Annotated in this window: 15 protein-coding genes and 1 pseudogene; 7 read left to right on the plus strand and 9 right to left on the minus strand. The window is 72.7% G+C overall.

Features of this window, described 5'->3' with window-relative positions; all coding sequences use genetic code 11:
- Positions 1-260, minus strand: a pseudogene (locus J7E86_RS25345) (LytR family transcriptional regulator); the annotation flags it as partial.
- A 216-nt stretch (positions 261-476) separates the two neighbouring features.
- On the opposite strand from J7E86_RS25345, the gene J7E86_RS25350 reads away from it, so the two are divergent.
- The gene (locus J7E86_RS25350) at positions 477-1,025 is read left to right on the plus strand and encodes an acyl-CoA thioesterase (protein WP_215084563.1); all 549 of its coding nucleotides are present in this window, start codon (positions 477-479) and stop codon (positions 1,023-1,025) included.
- 24 nt (positions 1,026-1,049) lie between these two features.
- Here J7E86_RS25350 and J7E86_RS25355 read toward each other — a convergent pair whose 3' ends face one another.
- Positions 1,050-2,546 carry an LCP family protein gene (locus tag J7E86_RS25355; RefSeq protein WP_215084564.1) on the minus strand — a complete coding sequence of 499 codons (1,497 nt, stop codon included), beginning with the start codon at positions 2,544-2,546 and terminating at the stop codon, positions 1,050-1,052.
- Between the two features lie 211 nt (positions 2,547-2,757).
- Here J7E86_RS25355 and J7E86_RS25360 point away from each other — a divergent pair, with 211 nt between their 5' ends.
- A complete protein-coding gene (locus J7E86_RS25360) occupies positions 2,758-3,771 on the plus strand; it encodes a glycosyltransferase family 2 protein (protein ID WP_215084565.1) in 1,014 nt (337 codons plus the stop codon).
- Between the two features lie 119 nt (positions 3,772-3,890).
- Here the strand turns inward: J7E86_RS25360 and J7E86_RS25365 are convergent, their stop codons facing one another.
- From J7E86_RS25365 to J7E86_RS25380, 4 genes are all read right to left on the minus strand, one after another.
- Entirely contained in the window at positions 3,891-5,681 is a 1,791-nt protein-coding gene (locus J7E86_RS25365) for an LCP family protein (protein WP_215084566.1), read from the minus strand.
- Between the two features lie 155 nt (positions 5,682-5,836).
- Positions 5,837-7,603 carry an LCP family protein gene (locus J7E86_RS25370; protein WP_215084567.1) on the minus strand — a complete coding sequence of 589 codons (1,767 nt, stop codon included), beginning with the start codon at positions 7,601-7,603 and terminating at the stop codon, positions 5,837-5,839.
- Between the two features lie 228 nt (positions 7,604-7,831).
- Positions 7,832-9,094 (minus strand): LCP family protein, encoded by a 1,263-nt coding sequence (locus tag J7E86_RS25375; RefSeq protein WP_308312730.1) that lies wholly within the window; start codon positions 9,092-9,094, stop codon positions 7,832-7,834.
- A 127-nt stretch (positions 9,095-9,221) separates the two neighbouring features.
- A complete protein-coding gene (locus J7E86_RS25380) occupies positions 9,222-9,974 on the minus strand; it encodes a TIGR03089 family protein (RefSeq protein ID WP_215084569.1) in 753 nt (250 codons plus the stop codon).
- Positions 9,975-10,113: 139 nt separating this feature from the next.
- On the opposite strand from J7E86_RS25380, the gene J7E86_RS25385 reads away from it, so the two are divergent.
- From J7E86_RS25385 to J7E86_RS25395, 3 genes are all read left to right on the plus strand, one after another.
- Positions 10,114-11,577, plus strand: a complete 1,464-nt coding sequence (locus J7E86_RS25385) for a peptidoglycan recognition protein (protein ID WP_215084571.1) — start codon at positions 10,114-10,116, stop codon at positions 11,575-11,577.
- Positions 11,578-11,658: 81 nt separating this feature from the next.
- A complete protein-coding gene (locus tag J7E86_RS25390) occupies positions 11,659-12,741 on the plus strand; it encodes a sugar phosphate nucleotidyltransferase (protein WP_215084573.1) in 1,083 nt (360 codons plus the stop codon).
- A 77-nt stretch (positions 12,742-12,818) separates the two neighbouring features.
- On the plus strand, positions 12,819-13,721 hold the full coding sequence (locus tag J7E86_RS25395) for a DNA-3-methyladenine glycosylase (protein WP_215084574.1): 903 nt from the start codon (positions 12,819-12,821) through the stop codon (positions 13,719-13,721).
- A 248-nt stretch (positions 13,722-13,969) separates the two neighbouring features.
- On the opposite strand, the gene J7E86_RS25400 is transcribed toward J7E86_RS25395, so the two are convergent.
- From J7E86_RS25400 to J7E86_RS25410, 3 genes are all read right to left on the minus strand, one after another.
- On the minus strand, positions 13,970-15,343 hold the full coding sequence (locus J7E86_RS25400) for a coenzyme F420-0:L-glutamate ligase (RefSeq protein ID WP_308312731.1): 1,374 nt from the start codon (positions 15,341-15,343) through the stop codon (positions 13,970-13,972).
- Positions 15,340-16,305, minus strand: coding sequence for a 2-phospho-L-lactate transferase (gene cofD, locus J7E86_RS25405; protein ID WP_215084575.1), 966 nt, complete (start codon positions 16,303-16,305; stop codon positions 15,340-15,342). The genes J7E86_RS25400 and cofD overlap by 4 nt, the downstream gene beginning before the upstream one ends.
- 83 nt (positions 16,306-16,388) lie before the next feature.
- Positions 16,389-16,952: a cysteine dioxygenase family protein gene (locus J7E86_RS25410; RefSeq protein WP_215084576.1), complete on the minus strand. Its 564-nt coding sequence runs from the start codon at positions 16,950-16,952 to the stop codon at positions 16,389-16,391.
- Positions 16,953-17,648: 696 nt separating this feature from the next.
- On the opposite strand from J7E86_RS25410, the gene J7E86_RS25415 reads away from it, so the two are divergent.
- Together J7E86_RS25415 and J7E86_RS25420 are read left to right on the plus strand one after the other, a co-directional pair.
- Positions 17,649-17,912: a WhiB family transcriptional regulator gene (locus tag J7E86_RS25415; RefSeq protein WP_004952403.1), complete on the plus strand. Its 264-nt coding sequence runs from the start codon at positions 17,649-17,651 to the stop codon at positions 17,910-17,912.
- 332 nt (positions 17,913-18,244) lie between these two features.
- Positions 18,245-20,734, plus strand: a 2,490-nt coding sequence (locus J7E86_RS25420) for a glycosyltransferase family 2 protein (protein ID WP_215084581.1), incomplete at its 3' end; no start/stop codon positions are given.

Genomic DNA, 20,734 nt, shown 5'->3' on the forward strand with positions numbered 1-20,734 from the left:
CCGCCGCTGCCGCGGGCCGGGCCGCCGGGACCGCCGTGCCCGTAGACCTGGCCGGTGTTGTAGCCGTCGTCGGGGTGCCCGGCGCCGGGCGGCCGGCCGACGGGGCCGTCGTCGTAGCCGGGGGACGGCTGGTACTGACGGGGCGGTGCGGGACGGCGTACGTGCGGCATGGCGCGCGCACCCTCCGGCTCGGGCCGGGTGCTCCCCTGCCCGTACGGGCTCCGCCGCTCGTCGGTCCGTCCATCCGGCCAATCGCTCATGGCACGAGTGTGCCCCCGGTTGCCAGGCGACCGGCAGGTGGCTACGGGTTCGGGGCAGGGCTGTTGCAGAGCTGATGCAAACCGTTCCGGGCGGTACGGAACACGCTACGGAACGCAGTAAGGATCACGCCGCGGGCGGGCGGCGAGGGCAGTGGTGCGGACCCTCCGGCCGGTGCGGTCCGGCTCCCCGGTCCAGACCGGCATACAGTGGTGGACATGACCATTCAGGACCGGAGCCCGGAGACGGACATACCCGGCAAGCCCACGTCGGCTTCCCGCACGACGCTGTCCCACATCATGACGGCGAGCGACACCAACCTGCTGGGGACCGTCCATGGCGGAGTGATCATGAAGCTGGTGGACGACGCCGCCGGCGCGGTCGCCGGCCGTCACTCCGGGGGCCCGGCCGTCACCGCGTCGATGGACGAGATGGCCTTCCTCGCCCCGGTCCGGGTGGGGGACCTCGTCCACGTGCGCGCGCAGTGCAACTGGACCGGCCACTCCTCCATGGAGGTCGGCGTGCGCGTCCTGGCCGAGCGCTGGAACGAGTCCACGCCCGCCACCCAGGTCGGCAGCGCCTACCTGGTCTTCGCCGCCGTCGACGAGGACGGCAAGCCCCGGCGCGTGCCGCCGGTGCTCCCGGAGACCGAGAGGGACAAGCGGCGCTACCAGGAGGCCCAGATCCGCCGCACCCACCGGCTGGCCCGCCGCCGCGCGATCATGGAGCTCCGCGAGAAGCGGATCGCCGACGGCATCGAGGACTGACCCCGGCCCCGCCGCACGCGGCCGCTACGCGCTCTCCGGGCAGAGCACCTGGTCGCCCGTGACCGCCTTGGCGGGGTCCTTCCCCGCGGCCGGGTCCTGGGCGCGGACCGGGCGGACCTCCTTGAAGTCCGTGCCCAGCGTGAGCCTCATCAGCGGGCCCTGGCCCGGGACCGGCCGCAGCTCGGCGCCCGGCAGGGCGACGGCGAGCGACCGGGCCGAGCGGTCCCAGCGCGGGTCGTAGGTGATCACCGTGCGCGCCGGCGCGACCCTGCCCCGGGCGTCGGCCGGGAGGCCGGTGGTGCGGAAGCCGGTCGCCCGCAGCGCCTGGTCGGTGGTGCGGCCGAGGCCGGCGCGGCCGCTGCCGTTGAGGACCTGCACATGGATCTGCCCGGGTGCCACCTCGACCGGGACCGCCACCGGCGCCGGCGCGACGCGGCCCGGCACGTCCACGTCGTGCGGGTGGCGCGGCGCCCGGTCGGTGAGCGGGCGGTCCTCGCGCAGCGACTGGAAGAGCTTGCCGGCCGCGGCCTCGTCCCACCGCACGGTCGAGCCGATGCGCGGCACGGGGAAATTGGCGGTGCCGACCGGCACCGAGACGAACTCCGCCGAGGCGGGCGTGAGGTTCCGCAGCGCCCGGCCCAGCCCGATCAGGTCACCGCTGCCGAAGCCGCGGTCGGCGCGCACGGAGCCGAGCAGGGTCTCGGAGACCTGCTGGAACGTGACCGGGTTCAGCAGCACCCCGCTGTCGGTGGCCTTGTGCAGCAGGGACGCCAGGAAGCGCTGCTGGCGGTGCATCCGGCCCAGGTCGGCGGCGCCGTCGAGGTGGCGGGAGCGTACGTACTGCAGGGCCTGGCCGCCGTTGAGGCTGCTGGTGCCCGCCGGCAGGTTCAGCCCGCTGTAGATGTCCTGGAGCGGTTTGGCCGTGCAGACCCGCACGCCGCCCAGCACGTCGACGGTCTCCATGAAGCTGGCGAAGTCGACCTCCAGATAGTGATCCACATGGACGCGGGTCAGCCGCTCCACGGTCCGCACGGTCAGGCTGGGGCCGCCCTCGGCGTAGGCGGCGTTGAGTTTCTGCGGGTGGACGGGGCGCGTGCGGCCGGTCTTCTCGTCGATGTGCTCGGGGATCTCGGCGTAGGTGTCGCGGGGCAGGCTGACCACGGTGACCCGGTCGTGGTCGGCGGAGAGGTGGACGAGCATCAGGGTGTCGGCGCAGTGGCAGGCGGCGCCGCCCAGGTGGAAGAGCCGCCGCTGGGCCCGGGTGATCCGGTCCCGGCCGTCGGTGCCGACGAGGAGGACGTTCATGCCCTGCCGGGTCTCGGGCGGCCGGTTCGACAGGCCGCGGAAGGCGTCGACCCGGTCGATGCGGTTCTCGATCCGGGTGGCCACCGCGTGCCCGAGGCCCGCGGTCCCCAGCACCCCCACCGCCGCCACGGCCGTGAACCGCAGCCCCCACCGCCGACGGCGGGGCGCGCCGTGGCGGGCACGTTGCGGGCGCTGGCTGCGGGCCGGTGCGGTCATGAGGAGACCTCCGCGACGGACGGGACCAGGGGCAGGCCCGGGGCAGGGCCAAGGACCGGCAACGGTATGCCCATACGATCAATGGACCGCGCCCCCACGCCGCCCGCCACCCGGCCGGGAGCCTCGGTGTCCGCCATTAGCGGTAACGTGACCGGCGATGCCACCGGCCCCCGCCCGTGCCGGTGAGTGGCCCCCGCACCCCCGAGGAACCATGCCCGAACAGCAGCCTCCCGCCGTTTCCGTGATCATGCCGGTGCTCAATGAGGAGCGGCATCTGCGCACCTCCGTGCGGCACATCCTGGAGCAGGAGTACGCCGGCGAGCTGGAGGTGGTGATCGCCCTCGGACCGTCCACGGACCGTACGGACGAGATCGCCGCCGAGCTCGTACAGGAGGATCCGCGGGTCCACACCGTGCCGAACCCCACCGGCCGGACGCCCGCCGCCCTCAACGCCGCGATCAAGGCGTCCCGCCACCCGGTCGTGGTGCGCGTCGACGGTCACGGCATGCTGTCGCCGGACTACATCGCGACGGCCGTGCGCCTGCTCGACGAGACCGGGGCGCAGAACGTCGGCGGCATCATGCACGCCGAGGGGGAGAACGCCTGGGAGCAGGCCGTCGCCGCCGCCATGACCTCGCGCATCGGCGTGGGCAACGCGGCCTTCCACACGGGCGGCGCGGCCGCGCCCGCCGAAACCGTGTATCTGGGTGTCTTCCGGCGCGAGGCGCTGGAGCGCCAGGGCGGCTACAACGAGGAATTCATCCGCGCCCAGGACTGGGAGCTGAACTTCCGGATCCGCGAGGCGGGCGGGCTGATCTGGTTCTCGCCGGAGCTGAAGGTCTCCTACCGGCCGCGCCCGAGCGTCAAGGCGCTCGCCAAGCAGTACAAGGACTACGGCCGCTGGCGGCACGTGGTCGCCCGCTACCACCAGGGCTCGATCAACCTGCGCTACCTCGCGGCGCCGACCGCCGTCGTGGCGATCGCCGCCGGTGTCGTGGTCGGCGCGGCCGTCACGCCCTGGGGCCTGGTCGTGCCCGCCGGCTACCTCGCGGCCATCACGGCCGGCTCGCTGCCCGCGGGCAAGGGGCTGCCGCTGAAGGCGCGGGCGCAGATCCCGGTGGCGCTGGCGACGATGCACATGTCGTGGGGATTCGGCTTCCTCACCAGCCCTCGTGCGCTGGCGAAGAAGGTCATCGCCAGTCGCCGCCCGGCCGTCAAGAAGTAACGCGCGCTCCCCGTACGGGCCCGGATTCCGGGCCCGTACGGCGTTTCCGGCAACGGCCGGGGCGGTCCTGCTCAAAAACGGTTCCGCTCGGAAGCGGTCCTGCCGGGAACCGCTTCCGCTCAGAAGCGGTTCAGCGAGTTGACCTTCATGCAGGCCGACGTGTCGTTGCCGTTGAGCGGGTCCGAGCTCTCGGGGGCCTTGTTGTCGCTCTGCTTGCCCTTCTCACCGTTCTTGTCGCCGTCGCCCGGCTTGTCGCCGTCCTCGCTGCTGCCCTTGCCGGTGCCCTTGCCGTCGTCCTTCGCGTCGCCGGCGTCGGCGGATCCGGCCTTCGGGTAGGTCGTGCCCGTACGCCAGTCGCCGCCGATGACCAGGGTGAGCCCGTCGACCGCGGTGGACATGCGCACCGCGGTGTCCGGCAGCCCCAGGGCCTTGGCCAGGGTCTCGGCGTCCGCGCGCTGGGAGACCTTCGCGTACGTGAGGGTCGTATCGGCCTGGGCCCGGGGTGTGGAGTCGGCCGTGGCCTTGCTGAAGCCCTGTTTGACCAGGTGTGCGGCGATGTCGGAGCCGCGGCCGGTGACCACCGGCTGGGCGGCCGTGCCGGTGCCGTTGAAGACGGTCACCGCGATGGAGCCCTTGGGCGAGGCCGGCCTGCCCGGGGCGGCGCCCTTGTCGTCCTTCTTCTTGTCCTTGCCGTCGAGCGCGATGTCGTTGCGCACGAGCGAGAAGAGCTTGTCCGCGTCGCCCGGCTTGGGTATCACGTGCGCGTCCGGGTTCTGCGGGTCGGAGATCCACGGCATGGTCGTCATGGTGATCCGGCCGGACGGTACGCGCTTGATGTCGTCGGCGAGGTCGTAGAGCTTCTTGACCGAGCCGAGGTCCTTGTCGACGGTGAGGGCCTTGGTGGCGGCCTCGGCGAGGTCGGTCAGCTGGCCCGGGTCGGAGAGCTTGGTGCCGGACTTCAGCTGACGGACCATCGAGTTCATGTACATGTGCTGGGCGTGGGTGCGGCCGATGTCGCTGCCGTCCTCGAAGCCGTGGCGGGTGCGCAGCCACTGCAGGGCCTGCTCGCCCTTGACCTTCTGCTCGCCCTTGCGCAGCCGCAGCCCCGACTTGTCGTCGTAGACGTTGCTGTCCACGCAGACCGGGACGCCGCCGACGGCGTCGGCCATGCTCACCACACCGGCGAAGTCGATCATCATGAAGTGGTCGACGGGGATGCCCGTGAGCTCTTCCCAGGTGGCGACCGTGCAGCCGGGGCCGCCGTTCATCAGGCTGGTGTTGATGATCTGCCGGCCGGTCTCCCGGTAGACCTTGCCGTCCTCCGGGTCGGTGCACTTGGGGATCGTCACGCGGGTGTCGCGCGGGACGCTGATGACCGACATGTTGCTGCGGTCGGCGGAGACGTGCACCAGCATCTGCACGTCGGCGAGCGGTTTGCGGTCCGCGTCCTCGCGGGCGCCGCCCAGGGCGACGTTCTCCGGGCTGTTCCGGCTGTCGGAGCCCAGCAGGAGGATGTTCAGGGGGCGCTGGCCGGCCGCGTTGGCCGCGCTGCGGTCGAGCCGCTTGTCGCCGAGGTTGAGCGGGTCCTTCTTGAGGTTGCCGTTGAGGTGCTCGTAGTAGAAGTACCCCGCGGCGGCGGTGCCGAGGATGACGACCGCGAGGCAGAGCGCGGCCCAGCGGGCTATTCGGGCGGCGCGGGCGCGCCGGGAGGAGCCGTCCGCGGCCTTCTTGCCGCCCTTGCCCTCCTTGCTTTCCTTGCTCGCCGTGCCCTCTTCTCTCCCCTTGCCGTCCTTCTTGTCCTCGCCGTTCCCGCCGCCGTCCTCGCTCCCGGACGTGCCGGCGTCCCCGTCCCCGCGTGCCCCGGGCGCCCCGCCGCGCGCCCGCGGCCCCCGCACACTGCTCTGCCGCATCGGGCCTCCCCTAACTGGTGCGTCCGGCCCGATGGGCAGGCGTGTTCCATCTCGTCGCTCGGTGCACGCGGAGCGTGCGGTGCGGATCGGGCGGCCGTGCCGTGCTCACGCGTACGGCCGCCCGGTAGTGAGATGCGTGTGGGAGGGGCCGGGGTTCACTTCGCGCAGATGTTCTTGTCGTCCGCTTCGACCCTTTGGATGTCCTTGGGCGCCTTGTCCGGTGCCGGAGCGTTGACGGGAGTGCCCGGAGCCTTGAAATCGGCGCCCAGGGTGAGGGTCATGTCCGCGGTCGGGGCGGCGTCGGTCTTCCCCGGCCGGAGGGCGTCGGCGGACAGCCCCATGGCCTCGGCGAGCCGGCGCGCCTGGTCGGCCTGGTTGGGCGCGTACTCCAGGAACGTCTTGTCGACCTTCTTGCCGCCCACCGCGTTGCCGCCGTTGCTGGTGTGGCGCATGCCCTGGGAGTTCTGCATCCAGGTGACCGTCTCGCCGGCGGCGCCGATCCGGCCGCTGCCGTTGAGCACCTTGACCCGTACGTTCGCGGGCTCGGCCTTCGGGCCCTTCAGGAGCGCCGCCTGCGCGGCGTCCTTCTTCTCCTCGGCCTTCTTCTCCTTCTCCTTCACCTCGGTGAGGGAGACGTCCTGCCGGACCATGGCGAAGAGCGGATCGGCCTTGCTCTTGTCCAGGACGACCGTCTTGTGGTTCTTGCCCTCGGCGGGGTTGTCGACGACCGGCACGGTCGCGAAGGTGATGTTCTTGATGTTGACCCGGCTGAGGTCCTTCGCCAGGCGGGTCAGGTTGCTGACGGAGCCTATGCCGGTGTCGACGGTCAGCGACTTGGTCGCCGCGTTGCCCAGGTTGTACAGCTTCTTCGGGTTGGTGAAGGTGTCGTCCGACTTCATCTCGCGGATCATCGAACTGAGGAACTGCTGCTGGAGCTTGATGCGGTCCAGGTCGCTCTCGAAGCCGACGCTGTGCCGGGTGCGGACGAAGGCCAGCGCGTCCTCGCCCTGGATCTTGTGCCGGCCCTGGCTGAGCTTGAGGTGCGACTTGGGGTCGTTGATGTCCTTGGCCAGGCACACCTCGACGCCGCCGACGGCCGAGGACATCTGCTTGACGGCGTTGAAGTCGGCCATCATGAAGTGACTGATCTTCAGGTCCATGAGCTTCTCGACCGTCCGCCACGTACAGCCCGGGTCGCGCTCCTCCTGGCCCAGGCTCTCGTTGAAGCGGACGCCCTTGGAGCCGGGGATGGACTTGGTCGTGCCGTCCTTCTTGGTGGTGCACTCCGGGATGTCGGTGATCATGTCGCGCGGGATCGAGAGCGCCGTGGCGTTCGTACGGTCCTCGGAGACGTGGAAGAGCAGCGTGGTGTCGGCGTGGCCGACGCTGCCCTCGTCGCCGTAGCCCTGATTGCCCGCGCCGTCACGTTTGTCGGTGCCGATGACGAGGATGTTGACCGGGCCCTTGGTGACGGCGGCGTTGTCCACACCGACATCGATCTTGTTGAGGTTGTTGTTGAAGTGCTCGTAGAGCAGGTACGCGCCCAGCGAGCCGCCCACGAGGACGAACGCGAGGGTGCCGCCCGTCCACAGCAGCACCTTCTTCTTCGTCGTCTTCTTCGGCTTCGGCTTGCGCCGGCCCACGGCCTGCTTGGCTCCGGCGCGCCGGCCACCGCCACCGGTGCCGCGCTGGGGCGGCACCGCGCGACGGCCGGGTGCCGCCTTGGGGCCCCGGGGTCCGGCGGGCTTGGCGGACGAAGCGGACGCCGCCGCGGCGGCAGAGGGCGCGGAGCTGTCGCCGGGGGGTGTATCCGACCCCTCGGCATGGTCAAGACGCAGCTCGTAGCTGCCGGTTTTCGGGTCGTAGACCCACTGGTCGGCGGGGTCGATGCCGCCCGCCTGCCCACGGCCTTGCGCGTCCACGGTCGCTTGAGTCCTCCGTCGGTGCCACGCGGCGCCTGCCCCCCCGAGGCGCTCGGTCATGTCATCTTGCGGTGCGCGGTCAACCGGCCGTGCGCACCGGATCGCTCACACTATCCGCCCAGTTCAGCGTCGAGCGACGCCGGTGACAAATTCCACTCCCCTACAACTGGGCAATCTGCCCAATCCCCTTCGCCGGACCAAAAAATTCGATCAGGCGTTTCGGGTGTTTCATCCGCAGATGCCGTGTGCTGCGGTGGTTCCTTCGTAGGTGGGTGGGGTGGAGGGGGTCGGAGAGGATGCCGGGGACGATGTGACGGAGTCCGGCGACGCCGGGGAGGGGTTCGCCGGGGTGGCCGGGGTACCCGGCGCCGCGGACGGCTCCTCCAGCCCCAGCGGCTCGTCCGGCCCCGTCGTCTCCCGCGGCAGCCGCCCCCCGGGCTTGTCCGCCGCGCGGACGTTCGCGCTGACGGACACGGGGTGGTCCGTGCGCAGTTGCCCGAAGAGCTGGTCCGCGTCCGGCTGTACGAGCTCGTCGCGGTCGGGGTTGTGGACGTACGGGCGGCGCGGCACGGTCAGGAACTGCACCCGCTCGCTGGGGATGCCGCGGACGGTGCGCACCAGGTCGTACATCTTCCGCAGCGTGTCGAGCCCCGCGTCCGTGGTGAGCGAGGACGTCGCCGCGTCCAGCACCGGATAGAGCCGGGTGGGGTTCAGCAGCACGCCGTTGCTCTTCATCTCCTTGAACAGCGAGCCCAGGAACTCCTGCTGTCGGCCCATTCGCTCGGTGTCGCTGCCGTTGCCGAGGCTGTAGCGGGCCCGTACGTATCCCAGCGCCGCCTCCCCGCGCAGGACCTGACGGCCCGCCGGAAGCCGCAGCCGCGCCTCCGGATCGTCCACCGGCTGCCGCAGGCACACCTCCACGCCGTCGATGGCGTCCACCAGCCGCTTGAAGCCGTTGAAGTCCACGATCACGTGGTGATTGATGCGGATGCCGCTGATGTTCTCGACCGTACGGATCGTGCAGGCCGCGCCGGCGAGCTCGTACGCCCAGTTGAACTGCGCGAATCGCTCATTCGTCTGACTGCCGTCCGGGCGCCGGCAGCTCGGGATCGTCGCCATCAGGTCGCGGGGGAGGCTGACGGCGGTCGCGCTGCGCCGGTCGGCGGCCACGTGCAGCAGGATGGTGGTGTCCGAGCGCTGGGTGCCGCTGTCCTCGCCGTACTCGCCGTTGCCGGGGCCGCCCCGGGTGTCGGAGCCGATGATCAGGATGTTCTGCGCGCCGGCCACCAGGGCCGTGGGGCGCTCCTTCTCGTAGCGGGCGAGCTCGTCGGCGGTCTCGGTGTCGGTGGTGATGTTGCTGTCGAGCCGCTCGTAGAGCACCCAGCCCACCGCCACGACGCCGACGACGAGCACGGCCAGGCCCAGGGCCAGCCAGCGCAGCCAGCGCCGCCGCCGGGGCGCGGGCGGGGAAGCGTCGATGCTGTCGTTCACGGCTGCGTCCCTCCCTCATCGGGTGGTACGTGCCTCCGCAGGGGCCTGGTCCGCGCGGGGGTCCGCGCACGGTCGATTCCGGTACGTACCCCCCGATCATCGCGCGATCGCGGCGGCGCGGCAGGGTCTACAGGGCCGTCACGGTGACGCGCTCGCTCTCCCGGCGCTTGTCCAGACCGCCGCCGGAGAGCCGGTCGAGGTTGCGGCACAGCACCACGGAGCCACCGGCCGCCAGCGGGGCGAAGAGCCCGGCGGACAGCCCGTCCCAGGTGCCGTACGGCAGGCCGGAGAGCATCCGCGAGCCCGCGCCGAGCCCGTGCTGGAAGGCGTCCGTACGGGCCCGCTCGACCAGCTGCGCACCCGTCAGCTCCAGGTCGCCCACGACCAGCGCGGGCGCGTCCGGGTCGACGGGCGCGAACGGCGCGAAGCGGTCGCCCTGGCTCGGCACCTCGACGGCGTAGTCCGCGAAGCCCGCCGGCGGCTGGGGGAACCGGCCGCCCAGAGGGCGCAGGGCGAGCGCCACGCGCTCCCCGGAGCAGGCGCGCGCCTCCTCCAGGGTGTCCGGCCCGCTCACCACCAGGTCGGCGGCGGCCGGGTCGCCGCCCACCTCGGCCGTCACGCCGACCGAGGAGCAGGCGAGCAGCCAGACGGCGGTCTGCCAGTGGGCGGGCAGCAGCAGCGCGAGCCGGTCGCCGGGCTCGGCGGCCAGGTCGCCCTGGAGCAGATTGGCGGTCTTCGCCACCCAATTGGCGAAGGTGGCCACGGACAATTCCACGCGTTCGCCGGTGGCGTCGTCGTAGAAGGTCACGAGCGGGCGGGCCGGATCCGCGGCGAGCGCGGAACGCAGCAGGTCGGCGGGGGTGCGATCGGTGGCGTTCATCGGCGCCAGGGTACGGTGCGCGACGGCTGACGGTCAGTCGGACGGCCGGTGGCGGCGCGCGCGTGGGGACCGATCGGCCGTCACGTTCCGCCACTTTACGAATGGACAGAGTTGTGCGTATATGTCCAGGATTTCTGTCATGCGCGGAATCCTTGTGTCCTCGACCGTCACCGCATGCGCCGCCGCCCTGACGCTGCCGTTCCTGGCATCGTCCTCCGGAGCCGCCGACACCGGCACGTCCACCGTCGCCGCCCGCCTGCCCGGCGCCGCGGCCGTGCCCGGCTCGACGCTGTCGCTGCCGCTGGTGCCGCTCGGCCGGGCACGCGGCGCCGGCCCCGCCCCGGAGCAGGGCCTGCTGGAACGGGAGGTCAAGCCCTTCTCGCTGATCGGCATCGTCTGGGACGACGCCACGGCGGAACTCCGCGGCCGGGCCACCGTGCGCTCCCGCGCCGTGGGCGGCGGGTGGTCGCACTGGCAGGACCTGCAGACCCACGACGACGACCGCCCCGACCCCGACTCCGCCGAGGGCCGCGGCGGGCGGCTGCGCGGGTCCACGGCACCGCTGTGGGTCGGAGCCTCGGATGCCATCCAGGTACGCGTCCGCCCGGAGCCCGCGACGGAACGGACGCCCGAGGGCCGCTCCCTGCCCTCGGGCCTGCGCCTGGAACTCGTCGACCCCGGATCGGACCCGGTCCGCCGGGCGGCCGGCGCGCCGCCGGACCCGGCCGTGGCGGCGAACGCCAGCTCCGCCGCCAACGCCCCGCTCGCCCCGCTCGGCGCGACCGAGATCCCCGCGCTCGCCAGGCCCGCCTCGGCGGCCGACATCGCCGCCTCCCGGACCCCGGGCAGGAGGCCGACGGACGACGACCCCGACGACGACCTCGACCTGTCCGACGACCTCGACTTCGACGACTTCTCCGTGCCCCGGGCCAACGACTACGGTGACGACTCCCTGGACCTGGACTACCCGGAGGACGCGGCCGCGGACGGCGGCCGGTACGTGGGCTCGCGCCCGCGCATCGTGACCCGGGCCGGCTGGGGGGCCGACGAATCGATCCGGGAGAGCGGCTTCGCCTACACCAAGAAGGTCAAGGCCGCCTTCGTCCACCACTCGGCCTCGGGCAACAGCTACAGCTGTTCGCAGTCGGCGTCCGTCATTCGCGGTATCTACCGCTACCACGTCGTGAGCAGCGGCTGGCGGGACATCGGCTACAACTTCCTTGTCGACAAGTGCGGCAAGATCTACGAAGGCCGGGCGGGCGGCGTGGCCAAGGCCGTCATGGGTGCTCATACTCTCGGTTTCAACACCAACAGCATGGGCATCGCCGTTCTCGGAACGTTCGACAAAACCACCCCGCCCGCCGCCGCGGTGAAGGCCATCAGCTCCCTCACCGCCTGGAAACTCGGCCTCTTCGGCGCGAACCCGGCCGGCACCACGACCCTGGTCTCCGGCGGCGGCAACCTGTTCAAGAAGGGGACCAACGTCAAGCTCAAGGTGATCTCCGGGCACCGTGACGGTTACGCCACGGAGTGCCCCGGCGACCGCCTCTACAGCAGGCTCGGCACCGCCCGATCCGAGGCGGCCCGGCTCCAGGGCCGCTGACCTGGCACGGCGGCGCCCTCCGGTCTGCATACACTGGCCGCCGATCAAGGCCCGGCCCCAGCAGGAAGCAGAGACGACAAGGTGACAGAAGCGATCCTCCTGGTCGGCGGCAAGGGAACCCGGCTGCGCCCGCTCACGATGCACACGCCCAAACCCATGGTCCCGGCGGCGGGCGTCCCGTTCCTCACGCACCAGCTGGCACGGGCGCGGGCGGCGGGTGTCGACCACATCGTCCTCGCGACGTCCTACCTGGCCGAGGTCTTCGAGCCCCATTTCGGCGACGGTTCGTCGCTGGGCCTGCACCTGGAGTACGTCACCGAGGAGGAGCCGCTCGGCACGGGCGGAGCCATCCGCAACGTCGCCGCCAAGCTCCGCTCGGGACCGGACGACCCGGTCCTGATCTTCAACGGCGACATCCTCACCGGCCTCGACATCGAGGCCCTGGTCGACACCCACCGCACGACGGGCGCGGACGTCTCCCTGCACCTGACGCGGGTCGAGGACCCCCGGGCCTTCGGCCTCGTGCCCACCGACGCGAACGGCCGGGTCACCGCCTTCCTGGAGAAGCCGCAGACGCCCGAGGAGATCGTCACCGACCAGATCAACGCGGGCGCGTACGTCTTCAACCGCTCGGTGATCGACTCCATCCCCGCGGGCCGCCCCGTCTCGGTCGAACGCGAGACCTTCCCCGGCCTCCTCGCGGCCGGGGCGCACCTCCAGGGCATGGTCGACTCCACGTACTGGCTCGACCTGGGCACGCCGCAGGCGTTCGTACGCGGCTCGGCGGACCTGGTCCTCGGCCGCGCCCCGTCCCCGGCCGTGCCCGGCCGCTGCGGCGACCGGCTGGTGCTGGACACCGCCGAGGTCGCCCCGGACGCCAAGCTGACGGGCGGCACGGTCATCGGCGCGGGCGCCCGCGTGGAGCCGGGCGCGCGGGTGGACGGCAGCACGGTCCTGGACGGCGCGGTCATCGAGGCGGGCGCGCAGGTCCGCGACTCGCTGGTGGGCGCGGGGGCGCGCATCGGGGCGCGTACGGTCCTGGACGGCGCGGTGATCGGCGACACGGCGGTGATCGGCGCGGACAACGAGCTGAGGGCGGGGGCCCGCGTCTGGTGCGGCGCGGAGATCCCGGCGGCGGCGATCCGCTTCTCGTCGGACCAATAACGGCCACTCGTCCGGGTGAATCCTGGAATCGGAATCACAAATTCCATCGGCGTCCGCCCGGGACGTAGGCTGACAGGATGGGCACGCGCACATGGACCCCACCGGGTCCGTACGACCTGGGACGCACCCTGGGCGTCCTGGCGCGCGGCCCGGGCGACCCGGCGTACCGCCGGGACGCGGACGGCTCCATCTGGCGCGCGAGCCGCACGCCGGAGGGCCCCGGCACGATCCACCTGTCCAGCAGCCGGGACGGCGTAGAGGCGGAAGCGTGGGGTCCGGGCGGCGACTGGCTGCTGGACCACCTCCCGGCCCTCCTGGGGGAGCGGGACGACCCGAGCGCCTTCACCCCCCGCCACCGCCTCCTGCACGAGGCGCACCGCCGCCACGCGGGCCTGCGGCTGGCTCGTACCGGGCTGGTCCTGGAGTCGCTGATCCCCTCGATCCTGGAACAGAAGGTCACCAGCGACGAGGCGTACCGCGCCTGGCGCCTGCTCCTCCAGCGGCACGGCGACCCGGCCCCGGGCCCGGCGCCCCGCATGCGGGTGATGCCCGAGGCGCGGGCGTGGGCGATGATCCCGTCCTGGGAGTGGCACAAGGCGGGGGTGGACGGAAAGCGCTCGGCGACGATCATCCGCGCCGCACGGGTGGCGCCCCGCCTGGAAGAGGCGGCGACCATGACGGAGCCGGCGGCGTCGGCCCGCCTCCAACTGGTCCCGGGCATCGGCCCCTGGACGTCGGCGGAGACCCTCCAGCGCAGCAACGGCGCACCGGACGCGGTGACGCTGGGAGACCTCCACCTACCGAAGATCATCGGCTATGCCCTGACGGGCGTCCGCGGCACGGACGACGCGGGCATGCTGGACCTCCTGACCCCGTACGAGGGCCAGCGCCACAGGGCATGCCGCCTGATCCTCCTCACAGGAACACCACCACCCCGCCGCGCACCACGGTTCTCGGTGAACGACATCAGGGCGCTGTAGGAGCCGCCGGTGCCGGAATGCCGGTCGGCCAGTCGGCTGGCGACGGACCGGAGGGTGACGGGGCCGGAGGGGCAGGGTCCGTGGACGCTTACGTGTATTTGCGGCGCCAAGTGCGGGGCACCGACAGGACAGAGGGCGGGGCGCCGTAAATATACGGTCCAGGGACCCTGCCCCGCAGGCCCCGGCGCCCGGCACCACGACGGCGCACCGACACGCACCGCACCACCAAGCCCAAGCCCGGCGCAGCCCTACCGCACCGAGATGAACCCCTCCGCATCCCGACCAGCCCGCTCCCGAGGCGGAGCAGCCGCATGCCCCACCGCCACCGCCCCCATCGGATCCCACCCCGCCGGCAGCGACAGCACCGACCGCACCACATCCCGGCAGAACATCGTCGACGACACCCACGCCGACCCCAGCCGTTCACCGGCCAGCGCCACGAGGAAGTTCTGCACGCCGGCCCCGGCCGCCACCACGAACATCTCCCGTTCGGACGCGTTGCGCCGCTCATCCGGATACGTGTGCGAACCGTCCATGACCAGGCACGGCACCACCAGATAGGGCGCCTTGCGCAGGATGTCCCCCCGGCGGACCCGCTTGGCGATGCTCTCCTCGCTGAAGCCGTCCCCGCGCAGGTCCGCGATCCACGCGTCCCGCATGGCGTCGAGCAGCCGCACCCGCGACTCCTCGGACTCCAGCAGCACGAACCGCCAGGGCGTGGTGTGATGCGGCGCGGGCGCGGTCACGGCGGCGGCGACCGCACGCCGCACCGCACCCCCGTCCACCGGCTGGTCCGTGAACTCCCGGACCGTACGCCGCAGCGTCACCGCTTCCCGGACGGCCTCGGAGGTCCCGAGCCGGAACATGTCGTCGGCGGCAAGACGCACAAGCGCCCGCGCACCAACGTCGCCGTCGTCATCGTCCCGCGAGGATCGAGAGACCCGCGAGGACGTCAGGACGTGAGTCAACCCCCGCACCACCGCCACCGGCAGCCCGTCCGCCTTCCCCTTGACGAGATCACCGGCGGCGGCCAGCTCATCGGCGGTGGCCACGATCGTCGCGCTCAGCGGATTGCCGTGCGCGTCGACGCCACCGCGCAGATCGTCGAGGACCCGCACCCCGGCGGCCCCGATGGCCACATCGGTCAGCCCGCTGCGCCAGGGTCGCCCGAACGTGTCCGTGACGACGACGCCGACGTCCACGCCGAGCGCTTCCCGCAGCCCCGCGCGAAGGGCCCGAGCGGACGCGTCGGGGTCCTCGGGGAGCAGCAGTATCGTGCCGGCCGGGGTGTTCGAGGCGTCGACGCCGGCGGCGGCCATGACCAGCCCGAGCCGGTTCTCGACGATGCGCAGGGCTCCGCGCCGGGCCACGACCCGCACCGCCTCGGCGTCGATCGCGGCCTCGCGGTCCGCGGCCTCCACGATCCGGCCCTCGGCCTTGCTGACGATCTTCGAGGTGACGAGCAGGACGTCACCGTCGGCGAGCCCGGGCATCCCCTCGGCGGTCGCGGCGGCGGCGACGAGCTTGACGAGGTCGTCACCGGGCCGCACCTCGGGCACGCCGGGCAGCGCCCAGACCCGGTACTCGGGCGGCAGCGGGCTCACGGACGGGAGCGGGCTCACGCGCGTACCTCCTCGGCGAGCCGCAGCGCCTCGGTGGCCATCCGGGCGGTGGCCTCGGTGTCGGTCATCATCAGCGGTACGGCGCGGCAGCGGATGCCCGCCGCCTCGACCGCGTCCACCGAGCCGGCGTCCACGGAGTCGACCAGCCACCCGTCGAGCAGCCCGGAACCGTAGTGGAGCGCCACGGCGGCCGCGGTGGACTCGACGCCGACCGCGGCGAGGACCTTGTCGGCCATGCCGCGCACGGGCGCGTCCCCGACGATGGGGGAGAGGCCGACGACCGGCGCGCCGGCGTCCGCGACGGCCTCGCGCACGCCCGGCACGGCCAGGATCGTGCCGACGCTGACGACGGGGTTGGAGGGCGGGAAGAGGATGACGTCGGCCTCGGCGATCGCCTCCAGGACGCCGGGCGCGGGCTTGGCCTCGTCCGCGCCGACGGGAATGATCGCGTGGGCGGGCACGGAGGCGCGCAGCCGCACCCAGTACTCCTGGAAGTGGACCGCCTTGCGGCCCTCGCCGTCCGGGTCGTCGATCAGGACGTGGGTCTCGACGCGGTCGTCGCTCATCGGCAGCAGCCGGACGCCGGGCCGCCAGCGCCGGCACAGGGCCTCGGTGACGGCGCTGAGCGGATAGCCGGCGCCGGTCATCTGCGTACGGACGATGTGCGTGGCGAAGTCGCGGTCGCCGAGCCCGAACCACTCCGGCCCCACGCCGTACGCCGCCAGTTCCTCCTTCACCGCGAAGGACTCATCGGCCCGGCCCCATCCCTGCTCCTCGTGGATGCCGCCACCGAGGGTGTACATCACGGTGTCGAGGTCGGGGCAGACCTTGAGGCCGAAGAGGTGGATGTCGTCTCCGGTGTTCCCGATGACGGTGATGTCCGCGTCGGGGACTGCTGACTTGAGGCCACGAAGGAAGCGGGCGCCCCCGATCCCGCCGGCCAGAACCACAATGCGCTGCATGTGATCAGTCTGTCAGCCGGGGGCCGCCCGCCGAAGGGGGGTGTGGACGACGGACGGGCCCCTGTGGACAACGGCGCGGCGGCTCAGCCCCGTACGACGCCCCGCAGCGCGGGAGCAGGCGCGGGAGCAGGCGCGGCCGCCGTCGCCGGAGCCGTCGTGGCGCCGGAGACGGGCCGGTGGTGCATCGGCATCTCGGTCAGCCCCGGGGAGTAGATGTGCAGGCTGACGGCCGGGGCGAGGGAGTCGTTGACGACCTCGTGGGCGTAGCCGGGCGCGAAGACACGCTGCGCACCGGCGCGCAGCCGCCGTCGCGCGCCGCCGTGTGGGCCGGTGCTTTCGGTGATCTCGGTCAGTTCACCCTGAAGGACGGTGAACACCCCGGAGGAGGGCCCGTGGTCGTGCGGGCCGCTGCCCTGGCCGGGGACCCAGCTGAGCAGCCAGAGCTCGTAGCCGGGGCCGGTGCGCAGACGGTGGTACCAGCGGCTGGTGGCGTCGTACCGGACGAGGGGGGCCCAGGCGGAGACGTCGGCGGCCACGGCGCGGGCCAGGCCCGCGAACTCGGCGACGGTGCTGGGGTGGGCGGGCACCGGCGGCAGCAGGTGCGGGATGGCGAGCGGGTCGCCGGCGATCTGGACGTCGCTGTTCATGTGCGGAGGTTCCTCGGCAGGTGTGCGGGGCGGCGCAGTGACAGGCGGAGCGGGGGCGCGAAGAGGTGGACGCGCGAGGTGGCGCGGGGTGTGCGCGCACGGAGCCCGGGCCCGGGATTCGGGGTGTCGGGGCGGGATCAGCCGGATATCAGCCGGAGCGCGGAGGCTTCGGCGGCATCAACAGCATCAACAGCTGGAACAGCGACAGCGCGCCTGCACAGCGCAGCGGGACCCGTAGGCGCGGGTCAGGCTGAGTGCGGCGATGGCTGGCATGCCAACCAAGGTGGCGGGCGCGACCGCGCTCTGTCAACTGCGCGTCCCTTTTGGGGCTAATCTTTCACCTCATCCGGTTACTGTGCGTGGTGAAAGGTTTGCGCCGGTGTGAGCACGGACAGGTGGCGCTCCAGTCGGCGCCTAAACATCGTTCGACCGGACGGTGCAACGGGATTGCCGCGCGTGACGTCCTCTTCTCAAGGAGGGAAGCGGGACGATCGCGACAGGCGGATGGACGTGTCCGGACTTGCGATGTTTTGGGCACTTTCTGCTTGGCTTTGGTTCCGCAGAGTGAATAAGGGGCCCAATAGCAGATCTCGGCTTGACTGGCCCGGATCGGCACACTTGTAATTTCACCCGTGTCGTTCTGCCGCTTTGATGAAGGCAGCATCACGGGGACGCAAATACAGACGAGGGGCGCACATGACCGAGCTGTTTCAGCAACTGCTGGTCGAGGAGGCGGACGAGGAGCTCGGCTGGCAGGAGCGCGCGTTGTGCGCCCAGACCGACCCCGAGTCCTTCTTCCCCGAAAAGGGCGGATCAACCCGCGAGGCCAAGAAGGTCTGCCTGGCCTGCGAGGTTCGCTCGGAGTGCCTTGAATATGCCCTTGCCAATGACGAACGCTTCGGCATCTGGGGCGGCCTGTCGGAGCGCGAGCGCCGACGCCTCAAGAAAGCCGCGGTCTGACAAGTCGGATTGGTCGGACCGATCTGATAGTTCATACAGATCCGACACATCCGATGAGCGGCCCTATTGAGGACCGGCCGGAGAAACCGCAGGGCACTCCGGCCTGGATACCCGAAGCGCTACGGGCCGCATAGCGGAAATAGCCGCGCCCTTGACGAACGGTCCGTCTCCCGGGTACTCCCCGCAGGAGGCGGACCGCTGTGTTCGCAGCCACTAGTGTGGTGGCCCGTCCGCGACGCACCGCCGCCCCGCAGGGGCGCGCCGCCCGCAGTCCAGCACAGCAGTCATCCGGGGGGCGACCCCCGGACCCCGGCCGGAGGGCCCGTACCCCGATGTCCGTGCACAGCAATACGGCGGCCCCTTACCCGGCCACCCCCGCCCCCTTCGCTCCCGCCGCCCTGCCCGGGTACGACGCCTCGGTCCCGCCGGCGTTCCCCCGCCACGTCGTGACCGCCGTGCTCGTCGCCCACGACGGCGCCCGCTGGCTGCCCGACGCGCTGGCCGGCCTGCTCGGCCAGGAACGGCCCGTGCAGAGCGTCGTCGCCGCCGACACCGCCAGCACCGACGACTCCGCCCGGCTGCTCGCCGAAGCCCTCGGCGACGACCGCGTCCTGCACCTCGCCCGGCGCACCGGATTCGGCGCGGCCGTCGACGAAGCGGTCCGCACGGTCCCCGCGCCGGACCCCGGCGGACTGCCCTACCTCAAGCGCTCCAGCGGCTGGGACCCCGTCAGCCGCACCTGGGCCGAGGAGTCCCACGACTTCGGCCGGACCGGCCGGGCCGACCAGCGCCACGGCGACGACCTCGAACCCGTCCAGTGGCTGTGGCTCCTGCACGACGACTGCGCACCCGACCCCGGCGCCCTGCACGAACTGCTGCGCGTCGCCGACGCCGAGCCCGACGCCGCCGTCATCGGCCCCAAGCTGCGCAGCTGGTACGACCGCAGGCAGCTGCTGGAGGTCGGCGTCTCCATCGCCCGCAGCGGCCGCCGCTGGACCGGCCTGGAGCGCCGCGAACAGGACCAGGGCCAGCACGACCAGGTGCGGCCCGTGCTGTCCGTCTCCACCGCCGGCATGCTCGTCCGCCGCGACGTCCACGAACAGCTCGGCGGCTTCGACCCCCGGCTGCCGCTCATGCGCGACGACGTCGACCTGTGCTGGCGCGCCCACGCCGCCGGCCACCGGGTCCTCATCGCCCCCGACGCCGTGGCCCGCCACGCCGAGGCCGCCGCCCGCGAGCGCCGCCCGGTCGACTGCGCCGGCCGCACGGCCGCCGACCCGCACCGCGTCGACAAGGCCGGCGCCGTCTACACCCTCCTCGCCAACACCCGCGGCGCCCTCCTGCCGTACGTCCTGCTCCGGGTCGTCCTCGGCACGCTGCTGCGCACGATCGGCTACCTCCTCGGCAAGGCACCCGGACAGGCGCTGGACGAACTCACCGGCCTGTTCGGCACCCTGCTGCGCCCCGGCCGGCTCCGCGCCGCCCGCAAGCGGCGCGGCACGCCCGCCGTCGCCGCGAGCGAACTGCGGCCGCTGTTCCCGCCCCCCGGCGCCACCGTCCGGGCCACGGTCGAGCAGCTGGCGAGCAACCTCGGCGGCCGCTCGGACGCCGAGCTGTCCTCGGCCGGACGCCACGGCGGCGCCGTCGAGTCCGGGCCCGGTGGCGACGACGCGGACTTCCTGGAGATCGAGCAGTTCGCCCGGCTCAGACGCGTCGCGCGCAAGCCCGCCCCCGTCCTCTTCGCCCTCCTGCTGCTCGTCTCGGTCGTCGCCTGCCGCGCCCTGTTCGGCGGTGGTTCGCTCTCCGGCGGCGCCCTGCTGCCCGTACCCGACGGCGCCTCCGACCTGTGGGCGCGCTACACCGACGCCTGGCACCCGGTCGGCACGGGCACCACCGGCACCGCACCGCCCTACCTCGCGGTCCTCGCCGCCCTGTCGACGCTCTTCCTCGGCTCCACGGGCTTCACCCTCACGCTGCTGCTGGTGTGCTCGGTGCCCCTGGCCGGGCTCACCGCCTACTTCGCCTCCCGCCCGCTGGTCTCCTCACGCCTCCTGCGGGCCTGGGCGAGCGTGGCCTACGCCTTCCTGCCCGCCGCCACCGGCGCCCTCGCCACCGGCCGGCTCGGCACCGCCGTCCTGGCGATCACCTTGCCGCTGATGGCGCGCGCGGCCGTCGCGAGCGCCGGATTGCGGGTGATCGGCGCGCGCCCCACCTGGCGCGCCTCCTGGACGTACGCGCTCCTGCTCACCGTCACCACCGCGTTCACGCCCGTGGTGTGGCCGCTCGCCGTCGTCCTGGGCCTCGGCGTGCTGGCGGTGCACTTCCGGCACGGCGGCGCGGACCGGCTGAAGGTGCACGGGCCGCGCCTCCTCGCCGTCGCGCTCACCCCGGTCGCCCTCCTCGCCCCCTGGTCGCTGGGGCTGTTCAGCCACCCCGGACGCTTCCTCACCGAGGCCGGGATCGCCTACGGGCACGGTTCGCCCGCACCGTGGCAGCTGCTGACCGGCGACCCCGGCGGCCCCAAGACCCTCAGCGGGCTCCTGCTCGTCGGCGTCGTCCTGGCCGCGCTGGCGGCCCTCCTGCGCGCCGACCGCACCCTCGCCGTCCGTACGGCCTGGACGGTGGCGCTCGCCGCCCTCCTGTGCGCCGTACTGACCCGCGCGAGCGCCGGGTGGGCCGGGCCCGCCACCCTCGTCTACTGCCTGGCCCTGATCGCCGCCGCCGTCGTCGGCGCCGAGGGCGCGCGCGAACGCGTCGCCGCCCTCAGCTTCGGCTGGCGGCAGCCCGTGGCCGCCCTCATCGCCGTCGCCGCGGTCGCCGCG

The sequence above is a fragment of the Streptomyces sp. ISL-11 genome (assembly GCF_018614525.1).
GTDB lineage: Bacteria > Actinomycetota > Actinomycetes > Streptomycetales > Streptomycetaceae > Streptomyces.